27 protein-coding genes are annotated in these 23,716 nt (G+C 37.9%); 22 read left to right on the top strand and 5 right to left on the bottom strand.

What is annotated here, in order from left to right; all coding sequences use genetic code 11:
- The first annotated feature begins 345 nt into the window (after nucleotides 1–345).
- The 3 genes from ACOZIR_RS21695 to ACOZIR_RS21685 all read left to right on the top strand — a co-directional run bounded on the left by ACOZIR_RS21695 (nucleotide 346) and on the right by ACOZIR_RS21685 (nucleotide 2,253).
- Entirely contained in the window at nucleotides 346–669 is a 324-nt protein-coding gene (locus ACOZIR_RS21695; protein WP_310879109.1) for a hypothetical protein, read from the top strand.
- 170 nt (nucleotides 670–839) lie between these two features.
- Nucleotides 840–1,346: an RNA polymerase sigma factor gene (locus tag ACOZIR_RS21690; protein WP_421535811.1), complete on the top strand. Its 507-nt coding sequence runs from the start codon at nucleotides 840–842 to the stop codon at nucleotides 1,344–1,346.
- Entirely contained in the window at nucleotides 1,330–2,253 is a 924-nt protein-coding gene (locus ACOZIR_RS21685) for an anti sigma factor C-terminal domain-containing protein (protein WP_045295490.1), read from the top strand. Before ACOZIR_RS21690 ends, ACOZIR_RS21685 begins: the two co-directional genes overlap by 17 nt.
- Before the next feature lie 231 nt (nucleotides 2,254–2,484).
- Here the strand turns inward: ACOZIR_RS21685 and ACOZIR_RS21680 are convergent, their stop codons facing one another.
- Nucleotides 2,485–2,625 carry a hypothetical protein gene (locus ACOZIR_RS21680; RefSeq protein ID WP_421535810.1) on the bottom strand — a complete coding sequence of 47 codons (141 nt, stop codon included), beginning with the start codon at nucleotides 2,623–2,625 and terminating at the stop codon, nucleotides 2,485–2,487.
- Complete coding sequence (locus ACOZIR_RS21675; RefSeq protein WP_421535809.1) at nucleotides 2,595–4,151, bottom strand: alpha-amylase family glycosyl hydrolase; 1,557 nt, start codon at nucleotides 4,149–4,151, stop codon at nucleotides 2,595–2,597. The genes ACOZIR_RS21680 and ACOZIR_RS21675 overlap by 31 nt, the downstream gene beginning before the upstream one ends.
- A 426-nt stretch (nucleotides 4,152–4,577) precedes the next feature.
- Here ACOZIR_RS21675 and pxpA point away from each other — a divergent pair, with 426 nt between their 5' ends.
- The 11 genes from pxpA (at nucleotide 4,578) to mug (ending at nucleotide 15,328) form a co-directional block, all read left to right on the top strand.
- The gene (gene pxpA, locus ACOZIR_RS21670; protein ID WP_045295488.1) at nucleotides 4,578–5,339 is read left to right on the top strand and encodes a 5-oxoprolinase subunit PxpA; all 762 of its coding nucleotides are present in this window, start codon (nucleotides 4,578–4,580) and stop codon (nucleotides 5,337–5,339) included.
- 24 nt (nucleotides 5,340–5,363) lie between these two features.
- Nucleotides 5,364–6,602, top strand: coding sequence for an NRAMP family divalent metal transporter (locus ACOZIR_RS21665; RefSeq protein WP_045295487.1), 1,239 nt, complete (start codon nucleotides 5,364–5,366; stop codon nucleotides 6,600–6,602).
- Between the two features lie 52 nt (nucleotides 6,603–6,654).
- Nucleotides 6,655–7,446, top strand: a complete 792-nt coding sequence (locus ACOZIR_RS21660; RefSeq protein WP_421535808.1) for a putative hydro-lyase — start codon at nucleotides 6,655–6,657, stop codon at nucleotides 7,444–7,446.
- A gap of 17 nt (nucleotides 7,447–7,463) precedes the next feature.
- Nucleotides 7,464–8,219, top strand: coding sequence for a 5-oxoprolinase subunit PxpB (gene pxpB, locus ACOZIR_RS21655; RefSeq protein WP_045295483.1), 756 nt, complete (start codon nucleotides 7,464–7,466; stop codon nucleotides 8,217–8,219).
- On the top strand, nucleotides 8,216–9,211 hold the full coding sequence (locus ACOZIR_RS21650) for a biotin-dependent carboxyltransferase family protein (protein ID WP_045295481.1): 996 nt from the start codon (nucleotides 8,216–8,218) through the stop codon (nucleotides 9,209–9,211). The genes pxpB and ACOZIR_RS21650 overlap by 4 nt, the downstream gene beginning before the upstream one ends.
- Nucleotides 9,212–9,233: 22 nt before the next feature.
- Complete coding sequence (gene accB, locus ACOZIR_RS21645) at nucleotides 9,234–9,695, top strand: acetyl-CoA carboxylase biotin carboxyl carrier protein (RefSeq protein WP_310879115.1); 462 nt, start codon at nucleotides 9,234–9,236, stop codon at nucleotides 9,693–9,695.
- A gap of 28 nt (nucleotides 9,696–9,723) precedes the next feature.
- Nucleotides 9,724–11,088: an acetyl-CoA carboxylase biotin carboxylase subunit gene (gene accC / locus ACOZIR_RS21640; protein WP_045295478.1), complete on the top strand. Its 1,365-nt coding sequence runs from the start codon at nucleotides 9,724–9,726 to the stop codon at nucleotides 11,086–11,088.
- A 131-nt stretch (nucleotides 11,089–11,219) separates the two neighbouring features.
- Complete coding sequence (locus ACOZIR_RS21635) at nucleotides 11,220–11,984, top strand: IclR family transcriptional regulator (protein ID WP_045295476.1); 765 nt, start codon at nucleotides 11,220–11,222, stop codon at nucleotides 11,982–11,984.
- A 27-nt stretch (nucleotides 11,985–12,011) separates the two neighbouring features.
- Nucleotides 12,012–12,821 carry a uroporphyrinogen-III synthase gene (locus ACOZIR_RS21630; RefSeq protein ID WP_045295474.1) on the top strand — a complete coding sequence of 270 codons (810 nt, stop codon included), beginning with the start codon at nucleotides 12,012–12,014 and terminating at the stop codon, nucleotides 12,819–12,821.
- A 588-nt stretch (nucleotides 12,822–13,409) separates the two neighbouring features.
- Nucleotides 13,410–14,747, top strand: coding sequence for a coiled-coil domain-containing protein (locus ACOZIR_RS21625; RefSeq protein ID WP_421535807.1), 1,338 nt, complete (start codon nucleotides 13,410–13,412; stop codon nucleotides 14,745–14,747).
- Between the two features lie 68 nt (nucleotides 14,748–14,815).
- Nucleotides 14,816–15,328 (top strand): G/U mismatch-specific DNA glycosylase, encoded by a 513-nt coding sequence (gene mug, locus ACOZIR_RS21620; protein ID WP_045295470.1) that lies wholly within the window; start codon nucleotides 14,816–14,818, stop codon nucleotides 15,326–15,328.
- 20 nt (nucleotides 15,329–15,348) lie between these two features.
- Here the strand turns inward: mug and ACOZIR_RS21615 are convergent, their stop codons facing one another.
- Together ACOZIR_RS21615 and ACOZIR_RS21610 are read right to left on the bottom strand one after the other, a co-directional pair.
- Nucleotides 15,349–16,458: a metallophosphoesterase gene (locus tag ACOZIR_RS21615; RefSeq protein ID WP_045295469.1), complete on the bottom strand. Its 1,110-nt coding sequence runs from the start codon at nucleotides 16,456–16,458 to the stop codon at nucleotides 15,349–15,351.
- A gap of 146 nt (nucleotides 16,459–16,604) precedes the next feature.
- Complete coding sequence (locus ACOZIR_RS21610) at nucleotides 16,605–16,904, bottom strand: hypothetical protein (protein WP_045295467.1); 300 nt, start codon at nucleotides 16,902–16,904, stop codon at nucleotides 16,605–16,607.
- Nucleotides 16,905–17,060: 156 nt separating this feature from the next.
- Here ACOZIR_RS21610 and ACOZIR_RS21605 point away from each other — a divergent pair, with 156 nt between their 5' ends.
- Nucleotides 17,061–17,561, top strand: a complete 501-nt coding sequence (locus ACOZIR_RS21605; protein WP_310879118.1) for a metallophosphoesterase family protein — start codon at nucleotides 17,061–17,063, stop codon at nucleotides 17,559–17,561.
- 31 nt (nucleotides 17,562–17,592) lie between these two features.
- Here ACOZIR_RS21605 and ACOZIR_RS21600 read toward each other — a convergent pair whose 3' ends face one another.
- On the bottom strand, nucleotides 17,593–17,817 hold the full coding sequence (locus ACOZIR_RS21600; RefSeq protein ID WP_014459961.1) for a hypothetical protein: 225 nt from the start codon (nucleotides 17,815–17,817) through the stop codon (nucleotides 17,593–17,595).
- Between the two features lie 149 nt (nucleotides 17,818–17,966).
- Here ACOZIR_RS21600 and ACOZIR_RS21595 point away from each other — a divergent pair, with 149 nt between their 5' ends.
- The 7 genes from ACOZIR_RS21595 to ACOZIR_RS21565 all read left to right on the top strand — a co-directional run bounded on the left by ACOZIR_RS21595 (nucleotide 17,967) and on the right by ACOZIR_RS21565 (nucleotide 23,702).
- Complete coding sequence (locus ACOZIR_RS21595) at nucleotides 17,967–19,949, top strand: methyl-accepting chemotaxis protein (RefSeq protein ID WP_310879119.1); 1,983 nt, start codon at nucleotides 17,967–17,969, stop codon at nucleotides 19,947–19,949.
- Between the two features lie 79 nt (nucleotides 19,950–20,028).
- Nucleotides 20,029–20,166 carry a hypothetical protein gene (locus tag ACOZIR_RS21590; RefSeq protein ID WP_014459963.1) on the top strand — a complete coding sequence of 46 codons (138 nt, stop codon included), beginning with the start codon at nucleotides 20,029–20,031 and terminating at the stop codon, nucleotides 20,164–20,166.
- A gap of 196 nt (nucleotides 20,167–20,362) precedes the next feature.
- On the top strand, nucleotides 20,363–21,799 hold the full coding sequence (locus tag ACOZIR_RS21585) for an FAD-binding oxidoreductase (RefSeq protein WP_310878814.1): 1,437 nt from the start codon (nucleotides 20,363–20,365) through the stop codon (nucleotides 21,797–21,799).
- Nucleotides 21,796–22,359: an MFS transporter gene (locus tag ACOZIR_RS21580; RefSeq protein WP_045294790.1), complete on the top strand. Its 564-nt coding sequence runs from the start codon at nucleotides 21,796–21,798 to the stop codon at nucleotides 22,357–22,359. Before ACOZIR_RS21585 ends, ACOZIR_RS21580 begins: the two co-directional genes overlap by 4 nt.
- A gap of 101 nt (nucleotides 22,360–22,460) precedes the next feature.
- A complete protein-coding gene (locus tag ACOZIR_RS21575) occupies nucleotides 22,461–22,652 on the top strand; it encodes a hypothetical protein (protein WP_025751820.1) in 192 nt (63 codons plus the stop codon).
- A 118-nt stretch (nucleotides 22,653–22,770) separates the two neighbouring features.
- On the top strand, nucleotides 22,771–22,962 hold the full coding sequence (locus ACOZIR_RS21570; RefSeq protein WP_045294789.1) for a hypothetical protein: 192 nt from the start codon (nucleotides 22,771–22,773) through the stop codon (nucleotides 22,960–22,962).
- Between the two features lie 395 nt (nucleotides 22,963–23,357).
- Nucleotides 23,358–23,702: a DUF2294 domain-containing protein gene (locus ACOZIR_RS21565; protein ID WP_033579059.1), complete on the top strand. Its 345-nt coding sequence runs from the start codon at nucleotides 23,358–23,360 to the stop codon at nucleotides 23,700–23,702.
- Nucleotides 23,703–23,716: the final 14 nt, after the last annotated feature.

Genomic DNA, 23,716 nt, shown 5'->3' with positions numbered 1-23,716 from the left:
TTAATCCTAAAAACCCTAAGAACAAGATACTTGCAGGTTCGAGATGCTTCACTTTATGTTTTTTACGTGGTTTAGAAATTAGCATATTACATTTCCCTTCAGAATGTTTTGAGTAAAGGTTTATTATATAATATACCCCTTTATTTCAAAAGATGGTCATTACTTTTATTGCCCCCATAGTTTCTGAGAAAAAACATTATGGTAATTAAGATTATATATACATTTGACGAAAATTGGGTTCAAAACCTAGGTACATACTGAGCATATCTGATACATTTAAGATTGTTGTAAATAATAATATTCATGTTATTACAGTAATACTAAGATAGGAGATTTTAAACAGTAATGAAGTACGATGAATACGAACTGCTTGAGTTATTTGAAGATGAACCTGTAGTAATGGTCGATGAACAGACTGGTATGTTTATGTATAGCAAAGATGACGATCATGGCTTTCATTTGTTATTGGTGATGTCGGTACATGAAAGCCAATGTAGCGTAAGCTTAGGTTATAAACATTTTAAAGGATTAATCTTTGATTTTGAATTAGAAGATATTAGCGAAATTAAAGGTGAGAATAATCGCTTAACAATTCTCGAAAATGACGGTAACAGAGAAGTAGAAATTAGTTTCAAGCCGCACTTTTCGTTAAAAACTGTAAAATTGTAGTTTTAACTACATCTTTGCTGCCTATAAGCCGTTTTATGTTAACTGGATTGATTTTTTTGAGAAAGTAATTGCCTAACAAGCAATTACTTTTCTTTTTTATAGAAAAAAATGAAATGATTGTATACTTTTTTACTGTTCAGACGTTATAAGAGGGGAAGGAGGAAAAATATTTGAAAAATCGGTTATCAAACGATCAATTAAAGAATGTCATGAATCAACTTTATTTATACTTAATCAAACAAGGTGCAAACCAAGAAACAGTTAAAGATATTGTTCAAGAAGCTGTTTGTAAACTACTTCTTCATCTTGAATCGATTGATACCGATAAATATAAATCATGGCTTTTTAAAGTAGCTATAAACTTATATTACGATTACTGTCGAAAGAACAAAAAATCTCAGTACGTGGTAGTAGAAGATTACCTTATTACCAATGAGCAATTAATTGAAGAGATGATGATTGCACAAGAAAATCAGCTTCTAGTAAGAAGAATACTTCAAAAGGTGTCTCCCACCTTTAAGCAACTACTTCTTTTAAAGTACGAGTTAGAGTGGTCTTATAAACAAATTGCCGAATATGTAGATATGAAACCTGAGGCTGTGAAAACATATTTAGCTCGTGCTAGGAAAACATTTAAAGAAATATATAGGAGAGAATGTAATGAAAAAAACGAATGATGAGTTAGATTCTATTTTTGATGAAAAGTCTTTACATAGAACATTGAAAAAAGCAAAGTATAGCGCAATTTTACGAACAGTTTTTATCTCCGCACTCGTAGTTTGTTTTGTTATTACTGTACTAATAAAAGGAAACAATTATTTTATAAATATACAAGGAAATAAACTCGCTGAACAGTTCATTAAGGAAAACCATGTGAGGATGTCTCCGAATACATTTACTAACACCGATACCATCTCAACAGGAATTTTAAAGGGGACTATTAAGAGTGAAGTATTTAAAGTGATTGAAGATAAAGTCATACCTTGGGGTACAGAAGATATAACGTATGATTTACTTGGAAACTTTAATGCATCATTCTCAACACACAGTACGATTATTAATGATACTACGATGTATCACATTCCTAATGGGCAACGTGAGATGTTATTTTACGTACCCAAATACAAATATAAGTTGTATGCGAATGACTTTGACATGATCAAAAAATATCCAAATGATAAATACATGGAGATGGCCATATCTTTTAATAAAAATTACACATTAAAAGAAGTACAAAAGATGCTGCCTACATCTGCTCACCAAACGTGGTATTGGATAGATAACTACGCAAAGTCTACTGGTTACAGAAACAATCCAGAAAGTGGACGATGGTTATTAGGTATTTCTAAACCGTCACCACAGCTAGGAGCAAAACTAACGGCTACTAAAATTAAAACAGAAGCAGACTTTTTGAATGAGCTCAAAAAAACAGATCCAGGAGAAGTGAAAAATCTAAAAAACAGACAGAAAAATGGATTGATTATAGGCGTAGTTGTTACAGGAACAAAAGAAGAACTGCTTTCTTTGAAAAGCAAACCATATGTCAAAGCAGCTAGTTTAGGAGCAGTGGTAGATAAATATTGAGTTTTAGGGACTTGGAACGAAGGAAACCTGTTGTATATTATTAGTTGTATATTAATTGATAGATAAATAAAAAGAATCCTCTGCCCTATATAGGCAAAGGATTCTTAATTTATTAAAATAGGGAACGTTGCAACATGGAAAGGAATAAAAAAATTGTTACGCTTCTTTATTCCTTCTGGGTAAAAAACACCTCTACGTGATTACCAAGCAATCACGTAGAGGTGTTTTTAATTATTTTATTAAAATCGTTGTATTAGCCGGAATCACAAGCTGATTCTTGACTTTCTTAGCATCTTTTTCACTAGCAAAAATCAATTTACCTTTCGCTGCTACAGATACTTTTACAGGTTGATTTGAAATATTATGATACACGCTAATCGATTTGCCTTTATACGTGCGGCTATAGGNGCAAAAATCAATTTACCTTTCGCTGCTACAGATACTTTTACAGGTTGATTTGAAATATTATGATACACGCTAATCGATTTGCCTTTATACGTGCGGCTATAGGCAACGACTTCTTTACTGTCTACTGAAATGGATTGAAGCGTTCCTTTTACTAACTCTTCATGCTGCTGGCGTACACGAATCATTTCACGGTAGTGATTTAACAAAGAGTCCTTTTGTTTGGTTTGTGCTTCTACAGACACACCGTTGCCGCCTTTGTTATATACAGGTGTTTCCCAGCTAGTTTGTCCAAGGCCGTTGCCTTCGTACCAGCGGAACGGTTCACGGATTAATTCATCAGGCTTTTCACCAGTCATGCCGATTTCTTCACCGTAATAAATATACGGATTTCCAGGAAGCGTAAGTAAGATAGAAGCAGCTGATTTTGCTTTATTCACATCTCCGCTTAACTCACTCATGACGCGATTTTGGTCATGATTGGTTAAGAAAATGCCGTCAATTTTATTTGGATTGTATGATTTGAACAGTTCATCTGTTGCCGCTGCTGCAGTAGCAATTCCTTGATCATTTCCTGCTTTTACAGAGCTGACAATTTTCCCAGCTAAATCAAAGTTAAATAAAGAATCAAGTGATTGATAGTAAGGAGCTACCACTTCCGGCTGATCCCATACTTCACCCGTTAGATATACGTTAGGATTTTCTTTTTTCATCGCATCTCTAAATTCATTCCACCAAAGGATATTTTTCTTAGCGCCTTCAGGTGTTTGACCTTTAAAGATATGAAGCGCAGCATCTAGACGGAACCCATCAACTCCTTGCTTTAGCCAAAACTTTCCTACGTTAATCATTTCTTTTCTTACTTCAGGATTATCGTAATTTAAGTCCGGCATTCCTTCCCAAAACGTTCCGTAAAAATACTCTCCGTTTGGAGCTTTATGCCATACTTGCTGTCCCCAAGATCCTTTTTCATTCAAGTCGGTATTTTTATCAGCCCAGATATAGTAATCTCTGTACTTGCTGTTTTTATCTTTTAATGCAGCTTGAAACCAAGGGTGTTCACTGCTCGTATGATTCACAACGAGGTCCATAATGACTTTTACATCTCGTTTATCTGCTTCTTTCATCAGTTTGCGAAAATCTTGCAGATTTCCATACTGCGGATCAATATTATAATAGTCCGTTACATCATATTTATGATAGCTGGGAGAAGGGTTGACCGGCATCATCCAAATCCCGTTTACTTGAAGATCATTCTTTGTATGAGAATTGCCATCATTTAAATAATTCAACTTTTGTGTAAGACCTTTTAAATCACCATGTCCATCTTTATTTGCATCGTAAAAAGAGTTTACATACACCTCATAAAATACACCGTCTTTATCTGCTGTTGGAGATTTACCTTTATGTACGGTTTCGGCGTGAACGCCTGTTGATAAGCTAGCAGCCAGCGGCAGTGTTAGAGCTAAAGCTGTCCATTTTTTCCCTTTCATCGTTTCATCCCCTTTTTTGCAATCGTTTGCATAAATTTGACTACAATTGAAATATAGCACCTCGTTGAAAACGATTACAACGAAAATTTTATTTTGATTATTTTGAACTAGTAATTATTCTGACAACCTAGTTATTTACTGTGTCCAATGACATTAAGTGGCTGCATTATATTAAGGCTATAGATAGAAAACACCAATAAAATAAGGGAGTATTACCCAAATAAAAATAATGACTATGTCAAATATTCTGACAATGTTGTTGTTCAATTCATCATCTCGTGCTAAAATCCAAATATAACTGAAAAACGGTACTTTAGTTCCGGAAAACGGAACTTTAAGTATTGATGCAGATAATATAGCTTGGATTTTCCTTACTATCTGTAAATGATTACGCTTATATTAAAGGGTTTAAGGGGGAAGAACGCATTGAGTAAAGTGGATTTAAACTGTGATTTAGGGGAAAGCTTTGGTGCTTATCGTATTGGCAATGATGAAGCAATTTTAGAGTATGTGACGTCTGTAAACGTAGCCTGTGGATTTCATGCAGGGGATCCGAGCGTCATGAGAAAAACGGTAAAATTAGCTACTGAAAAACAGGTACAAATTGGTGCTCATCCTGGTTTGCAGGACCTTATCGGTTTCGGACGAAGAAATATGAATATTTCACCTCAGGAAGCCTACGATATCGTAGTCTATCAAATTGGTGCATTAAACGGTTTTTTGCAAGCGGAAGGGGTATTGATGCAGCATGTAAAGCCTCATGGTGCACTATATAACATGGCTGCTAAAAATAAAGCCTTGTCTGAAGCAATAGCAAAAGCTGTTTATAACGTAAACCCTGAGCTGATTTTATTTGGGTTATCTGGAAGTGAGCTGATTCAAGCAGGTAACAAAATTGGTTTAAAAACGGCTAACGAAGTATTTGCAGACCGTACCTATCAGTTAGACGGTTCTCTAACTGCCCGTACAGAACCAAATGCTTTAATTGAAAATGACGACGAAGCTGTTTCTCAAGTTATTACAATGGTGAAAGAAGGGAAGGTAAAATCTCAGCAAGGTAAGGATGTAGAATTGCAGGCAGATACGATTTGCATCCATGGAGACGGAGCTCACGCACTTGAATTTGCCCGTCATGTCAACCGTTCTTTACGAGCATCAGAAGTGGTAGTTAAGGCTATTTCACAATAAAAACTACATACAATCAGGAGGAAGATGATATTGGAGCCAATAAAAAAATCAACACCTCAACAAAAGCTTTCGGCTGCGCCTAAAGTAAACTGGACATTAATGCTTGGAGCCGCTTTTTTAATGGCCACATCGGCTATTGGACCAGGCTTTTTAACTCAAACTACCGTATTCACACAAAATTTAGCGGCAAGCTTTGGATTCGTTATTTTAATTTCAATTATTCTTGATATCTTTGCTCAAACCAACGTATGGAGAATTATTGCCGTTTCTGAAAAACGCGGACAAGAAATCGCCAACATGGTATTTCCTGGATTAGGGTACGTCCTTGCTATTTTAATTGTTATTGGAGGACTTGCATTCAATATTGGAAATATTGCCGGTGCCGGGCTTGGATTAAATGCGATTACGGGTATTTCTCCAACAGCCGGCGCTGCAATTAGTGCAGTTATTGCCGTGCTAATTTTCGTTGTAAAAGAAGCTGGAAAAGCAATGGATCGCTTCACGCAAATTGCAGGTTTTGTCATGATTGGGCTGATGCTATATGTAGCAGCTACCACTTCACCTCCCGTTGGAGAAGCTGTAGTAAAAACTTTTGCTCCTGACAAAATTGACATTATTGCGATCGTTACGCTTGTTGGAGGAACAGTCGGTGGATACATTACCTTTGCCGGTGGACATCGTCTTCTAGATGCTGGGGTAAAAGGCATTGATTCTTTACCTCAAGTAACCAAAAGTTCTGTAACAGGCATTCTCATTACTTCCGTTATGCGAATCGCTTTGTTTTTAGCTGTACTTGGCGTTGTGTCTAAAGGATTACAAATTGATCCAGCCAATCCTCCAGCATCCGTGTTTCAGCTTGCAGCAGGAAACGTCGGTTATAAAATCTTTGGTATTGTTATGTGGTCTGCCGCTATTACGTCTGTAGTGGGAGCTGCTTATACATCTGTTTCGTTTATTCAAACGTTTAGTGAAAAACTTAATAAAAACTCAAATTGGATTATTATTGGATTTATTATTATTTCAACTCTGTCGTTTGTCTTAATTGGAAAACCTGTAAAAGTTCTTCTTTTAGTTGGAGCAATCAATGGATTAATTCTGCCGATCGCTCTTGGGACGTTACTGGTTGCTGCATACAAAAAAAGCATCGTTGGCGAGTATAAACATCCTTTATGGCTTACCATTTCTGGTGTACTTGTCGTTATTGTAATGGCTTTAATGGGCGGCTATACGTTAATGGATCAACTTCCTCAATTATTTAAATAAAACAATGTGCCCGCACGTAAGTTGCGTGTGGGCAATGATGGGAGAGAGAAATATGATAACCCTTTCACAACTAACTCCAGCTGAACTTCGTCAGCAAATCCGTAACAATCAGCTTATTCAACCAACAGCAGGCATGGCAAACGGCTATGCTCAAGCTAATTTAGCTATTCTACCAAAGCAACAAGCTTTTGACTTTCTATTGTTCTGTCAGCGTAATCCTAAATCTTGTCCTCTTTTAGATGTAACGGACGTTGGATCTCCTGTTCCAAATTTTGCAGCTCCGTCGGGAGATATTCGTACAGACCTTCCGAAGTATCGAATCTATGAAAATGGGGAACTGGTAAAAGAAGTAACCGATATCAAAGATTACTGGACAAAAGATATGGTAGCTTTTCTTATCGGCTGCAGTTTTACATTTGAACACGCACTTTTAAACAACGGCATACCTGTTCGTCACATTGAAGAAAACTGTAATGTTCCTATGTATAAAACAAATATTTCATGCGCTGAAGCAGGAATCTTCCGCGGCTCGACGGTCGTTAGTATGCGGCCGATTCCTCAGCAAGACGTAGTGCGGGCAGCACAAGTAACTTCACGTTTTCCAGCTGTACACGGCGGTCCTGTTCACATTGGAACCCCCGATGCAATAGGCATTGAAGACCTTTACTCTCCCGATTTTGGCGATGCTGTTTCCATTAAAGAAGGCGAAGTTCCCGTGTTCTGGGCTTGTGGCGTAACCCCTCAAGCTGTAGCAATGGAAACAAAACCTTCTATTATGATTACACATGCTCCCGGGCATATGTTTATTACAGATATTCGAGATGAAAAACTAGGTGTTTTATAAAAGAAAGAGGTGCAGATATGAATCAAACCGTCACAAAATCGTCAGCTGTTATTTCTCCGCTTGGCGACTCAGCGCTTGTTATAACGTTTGGAGATAGTATTCAGTACGATATTCATAAACAAATCAAAACGTGCAAAGATTCGATAGAATTAAATCCTTTCCCTGGGTTTATTGAATGCGTGCCGGCATTTACAAACCTTACAATCTTTTATAACCCTCTTGAAGTGGTAGCAGCCGTAAAAAAGAAGGAGAAAAAAGAATTTGTGTCTCCTTTTGAAGTAGTGTCTTCTTTCCTTCAAAGTAAATTAGAAAACGAACAGACAGAAAAAGAGTTAGATCACCGTACGGTTTCCATTCCAGTTTGCTACGGAGGAGAGTATGGACCTGATCTTGAATATGTCGCTCGTCATCATAACTTAACACCTGAAGAGGTAATTAGTATTCATTCTGAAGGCGAATACTTAGCGTACATGATTGGATTTGCTCCTGGATTTCCGTTTCTCGGAGGACTATCTGAAAAAATTGCTACGCCTCGCCGGCCGTCTCCTCGCACCTCTATTCCTGCCGGCTCGGTTGGTATTGCAGGAATGCAAACAGGAATGTATCCTATTTCTACTCCCGGAGGATGGCAATTAATTGGCCAAACACCGATTAAACTGTTTTTACCAGAACAAAATCCTCCAAGTTTGCTGCAGGCTGGGGATATTGTAAAATTCGAACCCATCTCTAAAGAAGAGTATCAAGAACTACTGGCAAAGGAGGGTGAAAAATGAGTATAAGAGTCATTAAAGCCGGATTATTAACGAGTATTCAAGATTTAGGAAGAAGAGGATTTCAGCAGCACGGTGTGATTGTAAGCGGTGCAATGGATTCTTATTCTCTCCGAATTGCTAATTTATTAGTTGGTAATGAGGAAAACGAAGCAGGGGTTGAAGTCACGCTGATGGGGCCTAGCCTTGAAATAGAAAGTGATTGTCTAGTAGCAATCACGGGAGGAGATTTAACTCCTTCGGTCAATGGAAAGCCAGTCCCGATGTGGAAACCTTTATTTATTCCAAAAGGAAGCACTTTATCATTTGGACCTTGCAAAACCGGATGTCGTTCCTATCTATCTGTAGCGGGAGGATTTGCTATTGATGAAGTGTTAAATAGTAAAAGCACGTATTTGAGAGGCGAAATTGGTGGCTACAAAGGAAGAGCGTTACAAACAGACGATGTTTTACCTCTATCGGTTCCTGCTGCTTCGAAGCCTGCTTTTCTTTCAAATGAACTGATAAACGGAGTATATACTTCTTCATGGTCCGTAAATTATAAAGAATTTGTTCGTTTTGCAAAGAAACCAGCGGTCCGTGTTATGAATGGCAGTCAATTTGATTTATTTACAGCTGAAAGTAAAAGTCATTTTATGAAAGAGCCCTTTAAAGTATCGAATCAATCAGATCGAATGGGCTATCGAATGGATGGACCTTCTCTTCAGCTTCAAGAAAAAAAAGAGCTATTGTCTGAAGCCGTCTCACAAGGTTCTGTTCAAGTCCCGCCAGATGGAAATCCTATTATTCTGTTAGCAGACCGTCAAACCACGGGGGGATACCCTAAAATCGCTCAAGTCATCACAGCGGATTTACCGCTTTTAGCTCAAATAAAGCCCGGGGAATCCATTTACTTTTCTCACATTTCGCTTCATGAAGCAGAAAAAATTTATTTAGAAAAAGAACAGCTGCTGCAAGAATTGAAGATTGCTATCAACCTTGCGTCAACTAAATAAAACAAAACGGGAGTGACTAAAAATGATAAACGTACGTGAATTACAAGAAGTTGTTTCATTAATGAATGAATCTGGTATTCAAAAGCTCCATATTGAACATGAAGGGACAAAAGTTGTCATTGATAAAGCGGGAATTCCTTTAGAAGACACAGCTGTTACAGAAGTAAACACGGAGGCAGTGAAAGTCTCTGCCGCTGAGCAAACGCCTCAAGATTCTATGTCTGTAAACGCACCAGAAAACAATGAAAAGCAAATTTTATCACCAATGGTCGGAACGTTTTACGCTAAGCCAGAAGCAGATGCCGATCCCTTTGTTCAAGTAGGGCAAACAGTTGAACGTAAAGATGTTGTGTGTGTGATTGAAGCGATGAAGCTGTTTAACGAAGTCGATGCAGGAATCGAAGGAGAAGTGCTTGAAATTCTTGTGAAAGACGGAGATGTTGTTGAGTTTGGTCAGCCTCTATTTACTGTAAAAACATACTAAAGTATACATACTGTCAGGAGGAGTCATTATGTTCAAAAAGGTCTTAATCGCAAACCGCGGAGAGATTGCAGTTCGTATCATTCGAGCTTGTAAAGAGATGGGAATAGCAACCGTAGCGGTTTATTCAGAAGCAGACAAAGATGCACTTCACGTGAAGCTAGCAGATGAGTCATTTTGTATTGGTAAAACGTCTTCTAAAGAAAGCTACTTAAATATTCGTAATCTGCTTACCGTAGCGCAAGTAACCAAGGCAGACGCTGTTCATCCTGGCTATGGATTTCTAGCTGAAAATGCTGATTTTGCTGAGATGTGTGAATCCTATGACATTACCTTTATTGGTCCAAAAGCAGAAGCCATCCGTAAAATGGGAGCAAAAGCTGTAGCAAGAGAAACAATGAAACAAGCAGGCGTGCCTATTGTACCTGGCACGGAAGGACTGATTGAAGATAGCAGCACCGCTATTCCAGTAGCAAGAGAAATAGGCTATCCAATCATTGTAAAAGCTACAGCGGGCGGCGGCGGAAAAGGAATGCGGCTGGCTCATAGCGAAGAGGAGCTAGAAAAAGCGATTCGTCAAGCTCAGCATGAAGCAGAAACAGCCTTTGGAAACGGCGGCGTATATCTTGAAAAGTACCTAGAAGAGCCAAAACACATCGAAATTCAAATCATTGCTGATGAAGAAGGGAATGTGGTTCATTTAGGTGAACGAGATTGTTCGATTCAGCGCCGTCATCAAAAATTGGTAGAAGAAGCTCCGTCTCCTGCGGTAGATGAAAACCTTCGTGCGAAAATGGGCAAGGCGGCAGTCTCGGCAGCTAAAGCAGTCGATTATACAGGTGTGGGAACGGTGGAGTTTCTATTAGATAAGCACGGACATTTTTACTTTATGGAAATGAACACACGGATTCAAGTTGAGCACCCTGTTACAGAACTTGTAACAAACATCGACTTAATTAAAGAACAAATTTCGGTCGCAGCAGGCTACCCGCTATCATTTTCTCAGGGAGATGTTCAGTTAAAAGGATGGGCAATTGAGTGCCGAATCAATGCAGAAAATCCAGCTAAAAACTTTATGCCTTCTCCTGGAAAAGTCAAGATGTATTTACCTCCTGGCGGATACGGCGTTCGTGTAGACAGCGCGGTTTACCCAGGCTATGAAATTTCCCCATTTTATGATTCAATGGTGGCAAAATTAATTGTAACGGGGAAAGATCGAAATGAAGCGGTTCAACGAATGAAACGCGCGCTCGAAGAATTTATCATTATAGGTATTCATACAACCATTCCTTTTCATTTAGAATTACTGAACCATCCTTCTTTTAAAGAAGGGGATTTTACAACCAAATTTCTAGAAAGTAATCCTATTTCCATTAAAGAACTAGAAATGGTGTAAGAAAGGAAAGTGCTCTTATAAGGGAGTGCTTTCCTTTTTTTCTTCATGTATAATAAAAAGAACATATGATTAGCTAGTAAGCTATACGTCTATCAAATACATGTATTGACACAAATAAGGGAGAAGGTTTTATGCAAGCTAACAATAAAACAGTCGTTAAATCTATGCAGATTCTCACACTTTTTATCAAGCACCCTAAGCTGACCTTCACAGAAATGATGGAATATTCAGGCGTTCCGAAAACTTCTTTGCACCGGATGGTTGGTTCGCTTGAAGAGATGGGATTTTTAACAAAAGACGCGCAAGGATACTATTCGCTCGGACTTTTATTCTTGCAATTTGGTCAGCTAGTGGCTAATCGCTTAGATATTAGAAATATCGCAAAGCCTGTAATGGAAGCGCTCCGAGATGAAGTAGAAGAAGCGGTTAATTTAATTGTACGAGACGGGAATGAAGCCATGTATATTGAAAAAGTAGATACGCTTCATCCAGTGCGTCTCTATACATCAATTGGAAGGCGTTCACCTCTTTATGCAGGAGCTTGTTCACGCATTATTTTGGCGCATTTACCCGAAAAAGAACAAGAGGCATATATTAGTCAAACGGAGCTAGCTCCAATAGGTATTGGAACCATTACAGATAAAAAGCAGTTAAGAAATGTATTAAAAGAAGCAAAAGAAAAAGGGTATACCATTAGCATCTCTGAACTAGAAAACTTTACAACATCCGTGAGCGCGCCGATTGTAAATCATCAAAATGAAATTGTTGCAGGCATTAGCGTAGCGGGAATTGAAGCGAGATTTCAAGGAGACAGACTGCCGTTCATTGTCCAAAAAGTAACAGAAGCGGCGAGCGTGATTTCTGAAAAACTCGGTTATCAAGGATCATTTAAGTAGCATACATAGTAAAATGGAGGTAGACCATTGAAACGATTAGAAGGTAAAACAGTCGCACTCGTAGGTCAGCGTAAAGTAGAAGAAATCAGTAAAATTGTTGAAAATCTTGGCGGAACCCCGCTTGTACGACCTGCGCAAGGAACCATCTTTTTAGATGACACACACTTAGAGGCAGATATTAAAGAACTTGTAAAAGGAAATTATGATTGGTTTATTTTTACGACAGGAGTCGGTACAGAAATTCTTTATAAAACAGCAGATAAGCTAGGGCTGGCCGACGAATTCCTTTCTTCTTTACAAGCAGCCAATATTGCTGCGCGCGGGTATAAAACCGTAAACATGTTAAAAAAAATGGGCGTTACTCCAACCGTTCGAGATGATGACGGAAGTACCGCAGGCCTAGTCAGAGCGCTTCATTCGTTTTCTTTTGAAGAAAAGCATGTAGCGCTTCAGCTTCACGGAGATCCTGCACCAAAATTGATTGACTTTCTTTCGAATCAAAAAGCCCAATTTAAAGAGATTTTACCGTATCAGCATATTCCTCCAAAAGCAGAAGTCATGGAACAGCTTATAAACGAACTAATAAGCGGAAAAGTCGATGCAGTTAATTTCACAAGTGCTCCCCAAGCCCGATTTTTATTTTCGTTTGCGAGAGAATATGGGCAAGCTGATCGAATTCGAGAACTCTTCGAAATCTCTGTAGTAGCTGTGGCCGTTGGGAAAGTAACCGCTGCTGCTTTAAAAGAAGAAGGAGTAGATCGTATTATTATTCCCGATCAAGAGCGAATGGGAAGCGCAATTGTAGCTTTAGAACACTATTATCAGCAGCGTGATTAACAAAAAACCTTCTCGCCTCACAGCGAGAAGGTTTTTTGTATGACTTCATTCATATCTTGTCGAATATTGTTTTGAAATTGCCTATTGCCCTCTTTTTGAACTTCTTCAAATATCGAATAGAAATAAATTCATTATTATTCCAGGAAATCATTTTCAAATATTGTAAAAATGGTAGATAAAGGGTAAAAATAGACGAATATGTTAAAGAGTCGTTACGTTCATTTTAGAAATAACTTACATTCGTCCAGCTTTAAAAATGGTAATCACCTACTTCCAGAGGTTAAAAACAGTGCTACGTAAAGTCTAGTAGATTGTTTATTTTCATGAGTAAATAAAGGTGTATTTTTGCAGGTAAGGAGTGAATATGTACATAAGCGTTAAATGTTACATTACTGAAATACAATTGTAATATTGTTATTCTTTTTTTGAACGCTTATCGTGGTATAATTTTCGTAGATTTTCATTAGCATATTTAGCTATTTATCGACAAATACAGTGAACTTTACATAAATTGTCAGACTTTTATACATATTGATACATAATTAGAAATTACTAGTTTAACAGAGCGAGAAAGCGGAGGAATTCATATTGAAAAAGAAAATGCTTTTACTTAACACAACGGTTTTATTAGGTCTAGGAGGAGTTTTATCAACCCCAGCATATGCCTCTACCATTCAGGATATGGAATCACAAAAATCTCAAATTCAAAATCAGCGCCAAGATGTGCAATCTAACATCCAAGCAGCTTCTGATGAATTAACACGCCTTCAAGCAGAACAAGATCAAATGAAAGCACAGCTTGAGCGATTAACATTAGCAAAAGAAGAAAATAATAAAAAAGCCCAAAAAACAGAAGCGGATATTAAAGAAACGTCTAAACAAGTAGACCAGCTTGAAAAAGAAATTAAGCTGCTTCAAGAAAAACTTGAAAAGCGAAATGATATTTTAAAAGATCGTGCACGTTCCATGCAAGAAAGCGGCGGTAACGTAGAGTATTTACAAGTTTTACTTGGTTCTTCAAGTTTTGGTGATTTTGTAGACCGCGCGCTAGCTGTTTCGACTATTGTAGATGCAGACCGTGGTATTTTAACAGAAACTAAAAATATGCAAGACGAACTAAAAACAAAACAAGCAGATGTTAAATCTAAGCTTGCTAGCTTAGAAGATATGAAGGCAGAACTGGATGAAATGACTGTCCAGCTAGCAGCTCAAAAGAAACAAAAAGATGCGTTGGCAAAAGAACTAAAAGATAAAGAAGCAAAAAATGAAGAACTAAGAGCTTCTCTACAATCAAAAGACAGCTCTCTTGCGAATGAACAGTCTACGCTTGAACAAAATATTAAAGATCAAAAAGCGGCGGAAGAAGCAGCAAGAAAAGCAGCTGAACAAGCGGCTAAAGAGGCAGCTAAGAAATCAGCCGAACAAGCTCAAAAAGCAGCGGCGGCACCATCCGAAAAAGCCGATTCGCCTTCTCCTAAAGCAGCACCAAAAGCAAGCAGCAATGATGTTGCACCTACAAGCGCTCCGGCTCCAAAAGCTAGCAATGTTGTAACGGTAGGAAACCGCTGGATTGGAAACTCTGCGTACGTATTTGGCGGAGGACGAAGCCAATCTGATATTAACCACGGTTTATTTGACTGCTCGTCATTTGTACACTGGGCATATTCTCAAGTAGGTGTTAACCTTGGACCTCTTGGATCTGTAAGCACAGAAACGTTAAAGCATGCTGGAACGCAGGTGTCTTCTAGTCAAATGCAGCCTGGAGATCTTGTTTTCTTCGATACATATAAAAAAGACGGCCACGTTGGTATTTATGTAGGAGGCGGCAAGTTCATCGGTGCTCAAAGCTCAACAGGTGTTGCAATTGCAAACATGAGCAGCGGCTATTGGAAACAAAAATTCAACGGACGCGTAGTTCGTATTTAATAGGGTATAGTAAAAAGAAAACATTCAATTTGAATGTTTTCTTTTTACGTTGTAAGGAGCGTATGACTATGAACTCTATTTTTGATCATATACAGCCCAACTTAGATATCTTATTTGTCGGTTTTAATCCAAGCATCCGTTCCGGTGAAACTGGTCATCATTTTGCGAATCCAACCAATCGTTTCTGGACGATTCTTCATAAAGCAGGTTTAACAGATCGTAAATACCACCCTGAGGAAGATCACTCGTTATTACAGCTAGGGTACGGCTTAACAAATATTGTAGAGCGCCCTACAAAAGCAGCTGATGAGATTACAAAAGAAGAATATGCAGAAGGCAGAGAGATCTTAAAGAAAAAAATCGCTACATACACGCCTAAAATCGTTTGTTTTGTTGGAAAAGGTGTTTATCAGCAGTACAGCGGACGTAAGCAAGTAAAGTGGGGCAAACAAGAAGAATCGATGGTATCAGGAATAATGGATTTTGTTGCCCCGTCTTCAAGCGGGCTCGTTCGGATGAAAGTAGATGAAGTAGTGGCTATTTACGCAGAACTTCCGAAGTTGCTGCGTACATTAAAATAGAGAAAGCCCTAGGGCTTTCTCTATTTTGTAAATGAAATATCAATTTGAATAATTTCTGATCGGCTTCCGATTCGAAGCGGAGGACCCCAAAAGCCAAATCCTGAAGAGACAATGGTATGCAGTTGATTAGTTTGCTTGTAGCCCCAATCAATTTCAAATAACCGCTTTGTGATCAAATGATTAGGTGCCATTTGTCCTCTGTGAGTATGACCGCATAGAAGTAAATCTACGCCCACTTGTTCCGCTTCTTTTAAAGAAAGCGGCTGATGATCCATCGCAATGACCGGAAGAGAACGATCCGTTTCACTGGCTAAATCGAAAAAGCTGTCTCGGTTTTTATCCGTCTTATCTTTTCTGCCGATTAAGTACAAGCTATCGCCTATGTTTAACACTTCATCCATTAAAATAGGTATGTTCATTTCTTTCATTCTTTCCACAAACTGAGGGATCTTCCCACCGTAATACTCATGGTTTCCCAAAATTCCATATGTGCCTAAAGGCGCTTTGAGCTGTTTCATCATATAATCCATTTCTTTTTTAAAGAACACGTGGGGATCATCGTCAATAATATCTCCAGGAAGTAAAATAAGATCTGGCTGTATCTTTTGTACATGAGTAATTAACCGCTGCAAATGTTTTTTGCCGGACAATGTGCCAAAGTGCATATCAGATGCTACGGCAATGCGAAGGTTTTTCCGATTCGTCTTTTTAGCAAGTGAAATCGTATATTTCCTTACCACAGGACTGTAAGCATTATACGTACCGTAAGCAAAAATGAATAAAAAAGCAACAACCATGAAAAATCCGATGGAATCGATAGCTGTAGAAAGCGAAGCGCCTAGAAGAGTAAGAATATATACGGCTAGATTACTTATAGGAAGCAAAAGTACTGAATATTGAATAAATCCTAACCAATACGATCCTACAATCTTAAACAAGCTCACTTGTTGAAACGCACGACTGATGATAAAGGAATAAGCAAAAAACACAACGATCACCGTAAGAATCCATTTGTTGTCCACTTCAAACATTGTGTGAAGCCACATCCAAGCGTTCCATCCGATGTACAGAACGAATAAATTATATAAAATAACAACCAAAATAGACCTTACCAACACACTTACTTTCATACGCTAACCTCTTTTCTTTCATCCGTAATTCCACTATAGCTCATTTTTATTGCTTCAACAAAATTTTATCTCTTCTTCTCATCAATAAAATTTCTGCGTGTCGCACAAACGAAAAAACACACCTATAAAACAGGTGTGTTTTTGTATTAATGATGGTGATGTGCGTGGTGAAGGCTGCTAATCACAAATTCAGGTTCTGGAACGTGGAAGTATTGAATCCATACGCCTTCTAAAAATTTCTCGCGTTTATCTAAAATGATATCGACATCTTTATCTGTTTTTACAATTTCATCATGTTCAGTCGGCGTATCGAATTTCCAATCGTAATGCGCGTGATCACCGTGGTCTATAGTTACATATACACGGATCATTTTCCCTTGACCTTCTGGGCTAGCCAAGGCATTTTTTAACACTTTTGCTGCGTTTCGATTAATTTTTACTTCCATTTTGAAAACTCCATTCTGTAGCTTAGTATGTAAAGTATTTTCGCAAACTTAAACGAAAAAGAGAAATTTTTTGCCTGACATTTTTGTAGGGTTGCTTCATTACAACGTAATACGCTACACTACACCATAAATGGACGAAAAAGGAGCGTATGATGAATGAAAATCGTTATTTTAGGTGACACTCATATTCCAAAAAGAGCGAAGCATTTTCCAAAAAGACTCCTAGCCGAACTGAAAACAGCTGATGCGATTATTCATACGGGGGATTTTCAAACGATAGATGTATACAATGAACTGCGCGTTTTTGCTCCTGTACACGGCGTGATTGGAAATGTGGACAGTGAAGAGCTTCAGCAAGTACTTCCAACTTCATTGCTTCTTCCGTTTGACGATGTTACGATCGGCGTAATCCACGGTCATGGTAAAGGAAAAACGACTGAAAAACGTGCGCTTTCGGCATTTGAACATCAACAAGTCGATGCAGTAATTTTTGGTCATTCTCACATTCCTGTTCATAAGCAAATTGGCGATATTACGTTGTTTAATCCAGGTTCCGCTACTGACAAGCGGCGTCAAAAGCAATTTTCGTTTGGACTGCTGTACATACAAAAAAACACGCTGCATTTTGAACATGTTTTTTATGATTCTAAAGACTAAAACAAGAGCGGACTCTTGTTTTAGTCTTTTTTTATGTTGTATGGTCTAAATGAGCAATATATTCGTGAAGCTTATTTTCTTCATAATCATTTAAGTCATGCATCGGAATAACCTGCTGAGTTTGAGGATCCGTTCCTCTTACTTCTGCAATTTTTACTCCTTCTTTATAGATATTAAAAATATCTTTTTCTTCCCCGCGCTGAACCTTTTCTGTTTCAAACATTGAAAAAGACTTGCTGTTTTTACTTTCTTCCATTAAAATCACCTACTTTTTTTATCGTACTCTTATCTTTTCACTCCCATTGTTAATTATGTATACACTCGATGACTAAAGGAATATGAAGTCTTGCCGATAGAAAGGAAGTGCACGATCACTTTTAACTACGGAGAGAGAGGCTACATAGCATGGAGAGAGTAAGAAAAAAAAGGTCCCTTAATAACTTTAAGGCAAAGCTGGGGCTAGCATTTGCAGCGATCTTATTAGTGCCATCTGTTACGATAGGTGTATCAGCTTACATAACAGCGAAACATGAAATTGAAAACCAAATTATTAACACAGCACAGCAAAATGCACAGTCCATTAATTCGGTGATTGACGATACCATTGGACCCAAAATTCACGATGTAGAGTTTTTTGCATCAGTGGTAAACAACGAGCGCTACAATGAAAAAGATATGGCTACTTTAAGCAAAGATTTTAACTTATATGCTTCGCTTCATCCAGAAGCCGTCAGCATTTTTACAGGAAATCAGCAGGGGAAGTTTATTCAATCGCCTAAAAAAGTGATACAAGCAGGATATGATCCCAGAAAACGAGACTGGTACAAGCTAGCCATGCAAAACAAAGGAAAAACAGTTGTCACTGAACCTTATCCATCAGCCTCTACAGGTCAGACCGTTATTACTGTAGCGAAAACAACGGCGGATGGCACAGGGGTTATTGCTTTAAATTTAGATATAAGCCGCATCAATAAAGCTGTCAGCAAAGTAAAAATCGGAGAAAAAGGATATCCATTTCTTTTAGATGGAGAAAGAAAATATATTGTTCACCCTACGGAAAAAGCAGGTACAAAAGCGACAGATTCTCTTTTTGACAAGCTTTATGCAAAGAGCTCCGGGTCTTTTGAATATACCTTTAACGGGGATGAAAAAAAGATGGTCTTTACGACAAATAAAACAACAAGTTGGAAAGTTGCAGGCACTATGTATTCAGCAGAAGTGAGCGAAGCAGCACAGCCTATTTTTTACAAAACACTATTTATTATTGTAGCTTGTCTGATAATCGGGAGTCTTACCATTTTTGTGGTGTTGCAATCAATTATTAAACCGCTCAAACAGCTTAAGAATCAGGCTCTGAGCGTTAGTGAAGGAGATCTGACAACAGCGATCACCGTCAATTCAAAGGATGAAATCGGCGAGTTAGGGTATGCTTTTAGTCAGATGCAAAACAATCTTCGCTCATTAATTCAAAATGTTGAAATGAGTGCAGAACAAGTGGCTGCTTCTTCAGAAGAGCTAACGGCCAGTTCACAGCAAACGAGCGCTGCGACTGAACAAGTATCGGTTGCGATACAAGAAGTGGCTTCTAGTGCAGAAAAACAAACGGCTGTTATTGACCAAAATGCAGCTTCTTTAGATGAGATAGTACAAGGAGTTTATACGATTGCCAAGCGTACAGAAACTGTTTCTCAGCTATCAAATCACACAACGTCTGAAGCCGTAGAAGGTGGAAAAGCCGTGAGAGAAACGGTCGAACAAATGGAATCCATTTCTCAGTCCGTCGAGCTATCTAATACAACGATTCGTACTTTGTTTCAACGTTCAAAAGAAGTTGGAACCATTTTAGAAGTAATCAGCGGCATTGCTGCTCAAACAAATTTACTAGCCTTAAATGCTGCAATCGAAGCGGCACGAGCTGGGGAACATGGAAAAGGTTTTTCTGTTGTAGCAGCGGAAGTGAGAAAGCTGGCAGAACAATCACAAGTTTCTGCGTCTCAAATTTCTGAGCTTATTCAAGCTATTCAACAAGATACTCAGGAATCTGTACATACAATGGAGCAAGTTACAAACAAAGTTGAAGAAGGACGAACAATTTCACAAACGGCTATTCAAAAGTTCGAACAGATTCTAAGCAGCATGAATGAAACGACTCCGCAAGTAGAAGAAGTTGCTGCGACTGCTCAGCAAATTTCAGCAGCCGTTGAAGAAGTGGCTCGTACAGCAGGTGAAATGGCAATCCTTGCTAAAGGAAATGCAGCTACATCTGAAGAAGTGGCTGCATCAACTGAAGAACAGCTGGCTTCAATGGAGGAAATTGCTGTTTCCGCACAATCTCTGTCTCAAATGGCAGAACAATTAACAACGCTCATTAGCAAATTTAATTTGTAAACTTTCGTCAAATCGTCATAGACCTCTTTTATATTGGAAAAAGTAGAACATACACATATGAAAGAGGTGACAGTATCCGATGGAGCAAACAAAAATGACCTTTGAGCCAGCTTCAATTAACGATGATATGCATGCGAAGCTTAAACAGCTAGAAGAGCAGTTTCAACAAACGTTAGGAAAAAGAGTAGCTTTAGTTGCATACGAAGCTGAAAAATAAAGAAACAAAAAAAGAAAAGACCTAGTGTCTTTTCTTTTTTTGTTTCAACAAGGTTAACATCCATTTAATTACAAGTTTTTTTATGTATTTTCTCAAAATAACACTAATATAGTGTAATTTTACACTATATTAGTGTTATTTCACTTTTAATATGGTATAATTTCACAGAAATAAAGAAAGGAGCTTACAGTTTGCGATGAAGAAAAACGTGTTGTTAGGAATTTTTTTATCTTTTTATCTAGTCGGTTCATATGCCTCCTATCATGTTTATAAACAGCAGCAAAGCCGTCCTGTAACGGAAGATGTTGCTCAGCTTCTTCCTACAAAAGTCAAAGAAATAAAACATGGAACTACTGAAAAACAGCTGAAAAATTGGGTAAAAACCGCTTCACAGCATCATGAAAAAATAGCAATTTCAGGCATGCAGCACAGCCAAGGAGGGCAGACGTACTATCCGAATGCTATTTTACTTGATATGAAGCAGTACAATAAAATTATAGATTACAAGCCCCGTCAAAAAGAAATTACGGTTCAAAGCGGGACAACGTGGAATGATATTCAGCAATATATACATAAGGACGGTCTTGCTCTTAAAGTTATGCAATCACAAAATATTTTTACCGTTGGAGGTTCTATTAGCGTGAACGTACACGGCAGAGATATTCGATACGGTTCTCTAATGGATACGGTCAAATCTATGCGTCTCCTGCAGGCGGACGGATCTATTATCGAAATTAGCCGGACAAAACACCCTGAGCTGTTTTCTTTAGTAAACGGAGGATACGGGTTGTTTGGAGTCATTTTAGATGTGACGCTTCGTTTAACGGATGATGAATGGTACGAAGATGAAATTATCCGCTTAGATTATAGACAGTATACAGCGTATTTTAAAAACTACGTACAGCATAATCCTGACGTTCGTATGCATATGGCGCGTATTTCCGTTTCTCCTAATCAATTGCTAACAGATATGTACGTCACAAACTACCGTTTATCTTCTCAAAATACTTCTACTGTAAACGAACCGCTCAAAACAGAAAAAATAGTGGCGCTTCCTAAATTTATGCTAGGACTGTCTCGGTGCAGCGACTGGGGAAAAGATATGCTGTGGGAAACACAAAAGGCATATTTTTTAAAACAAAATGGACGGCTTGAAACAAGAAATAATGTTATGCGTTCTGAAAGTGATTTTATGGAATACGAAAGTGCTAGCCGGACGGAAGTTTTACAGGAATACTTCGTTCCGGTTGATGAATTTGCTTCTTACATCGATGATTTACGCAAAATTTTATCAACAGAGAAATTAAATTTACTGAACATTACCGTTCGCTATGTAGAAAAAGACAATAAAGCAGTCATGTCTTATGCAAAAGACGATATGTTTGCTCTCGTTTTACTTATTAACCAGAAAAAAGACCATCAAGGCATCTCTGATACACAAAGAGTTGTCAGAAAAATGGTGGATGTGACGCTGCAGCATCAGGGAAGCTATTACTTGCCTTATTACGGCTACCCAAGCAAGAAGCAGTTAGAAGAGGCTTACCCTCATACAAATGCCTTTTTTAATTTAAAAAGAAAATATGATCGGAACGAAACATTCGTTAATTTATTTTATAAGGAATATGGAAAATGACGTACAAACAACTCTTACATTCACAAAGCCTAATGATTACCGCAAGCAGTATTGTTTTTCCTTTTTACCTTTTACTGCTTCGAAATCTTGGCGATAGTTATTCACAATTTGGCTTAGCTTACGGAATTTTCGCTTTAACCGCAGCTTTAAGTCACCCTTTAATCGGTTCATGGAGTGACAGAGTAGGAGAAAAGCGCTTGCTTCTTTTATATACGTTTGGGATGGCAGTTGTTATGCTTGTGATTCCGGTTCTAACCACTATCACGCAGGTGTATATCATTCAAGTTATAATGGGACTGCTTGGAGCTCTTCAAAAAACAGCAGAAAAAATAGCGTTATCTAGGCAGACAGATCGTGCTCATACGGGAAAACAAATAGGACACTATCATTTATGGACCTCTATATGGGCAGCTTTAGCCGTTATTGCAACAGGGTATATCATTGATTTTCTTACAATCGGAAGCCTTTTTTACATCACTTCGTTTATGTACGTAGCGGCAGGGGTATTAATATGGCAAAAACCAAAAACAATCGAGCTTGAACGCCACCATTCGCTGTAAAAGCATATATGGACAGGTCACTTGAATTTTTTAGTTCGTATTATAAGATACTATAAAAAATTTATGTTCTCCCGATATAAGTACTGAAAGGAGAAACGTTTATGCAAGGTATAAGTATATCAGGGCAAGATGCATGGTCTTCTATTATAGTATCGTTCGCTATTTTCATCATTATATGGGGTCTGATTCCAGGCTTAACTATAAAGTATGTATGTAAAAGTCAAACGCTAGGTATAGCAAGTTTTTTTGTTGGTATTGCCTATGGAGTTAAAGCAGGTCATTTTCTTATCTAAATACGATTTGGTTTAAGTAAGGAAGCGTGGACCGCTATTAGCTAAGTGGGAATTCCTTTTGTTTCCTGTTATTTTTTTAGAGCAATTCTCCATAATAACAGTTAAAGAGGTGAATCCGATGACAGATAACAATGTTGGGTTTGGAGTTAGCGGAGGCGAAGAGACTAGAAAAAAATCTACTGTTTCTAGCGAAGCTTCTATATCTAATGATGTACAACAAAACCAAAAACAAGATAACTACGAAAAGCTTAGCCATCAACTAAATTCATTATCTGATGATGAATTTAGAGCAGATCGTGATGAAGATTAAAGGTTACCTATCCAAAAAGAATATTTAAATTAAATAAAGTATTATGAAAGTAAACTAAGTGGATTCTATAACTTTGACGTGATAGCATTAACTACTGGTACAAACATACCACTTGACTATTTTGACATGCTATCTTGTCAAAGTTCTTAGTTATTTCTTTGATAACTAAGAATTCATTTGTAACCTTTAAGTAGAGATATAAAGGTAATCCTTCACTTCAATGAGTGAAGGATTTTTTTTATTTCGTAAAAGTTTTGCAATCGTTTGGATTAATGATGATAAACCAGATACATTGTATACAATGTAAACGTCGTCATGTATAATGTAACTTATTCTTAGTTGAACACTTGAATGAGCAGGATAGACATACTCGAGATAAGCGGAGGCATACACCGGTGTCTAAAAAAATACATGATTTTAATGATATTATCCGAAAGCTGCGCAAAAAACTTTTTGGAAAAGGTCCAGAACGAATTCATACTGTATTCGTTCAAAACATGGCTATTTCAACTTTGTACGGCAACTTAACGCCAGCTGAACAATTTATCGCGAGAACAACCGAAGGTAAAGAGACGGTACATATGGCAAGAACGAAGCTTATTCAAAACCTTTATGCTTCATCTCCTCCAGAAGGACTTGAAGACTTGTTAGGAGCTAAGCTGAGCTATTTATTTTCCGATATCAAAGTGGAAGAAGATATCGCCGTTTCCGTATTTGTGTTTGAAACTAATATTCAGTAGAACAACGTAAAATA

This window comes from Priestia sp. D3YE.R1 (genome assembly GCF_049199565.1).
Classification (GTDB): Bacteria; Bacillota; Bacilli; order Bacillales; family Bacillaceae_H; genus Priestia; species Priestia aryabhattai.
This window is presented reverse-complemented; position numbering and strand designations above follow the sequence as displayed.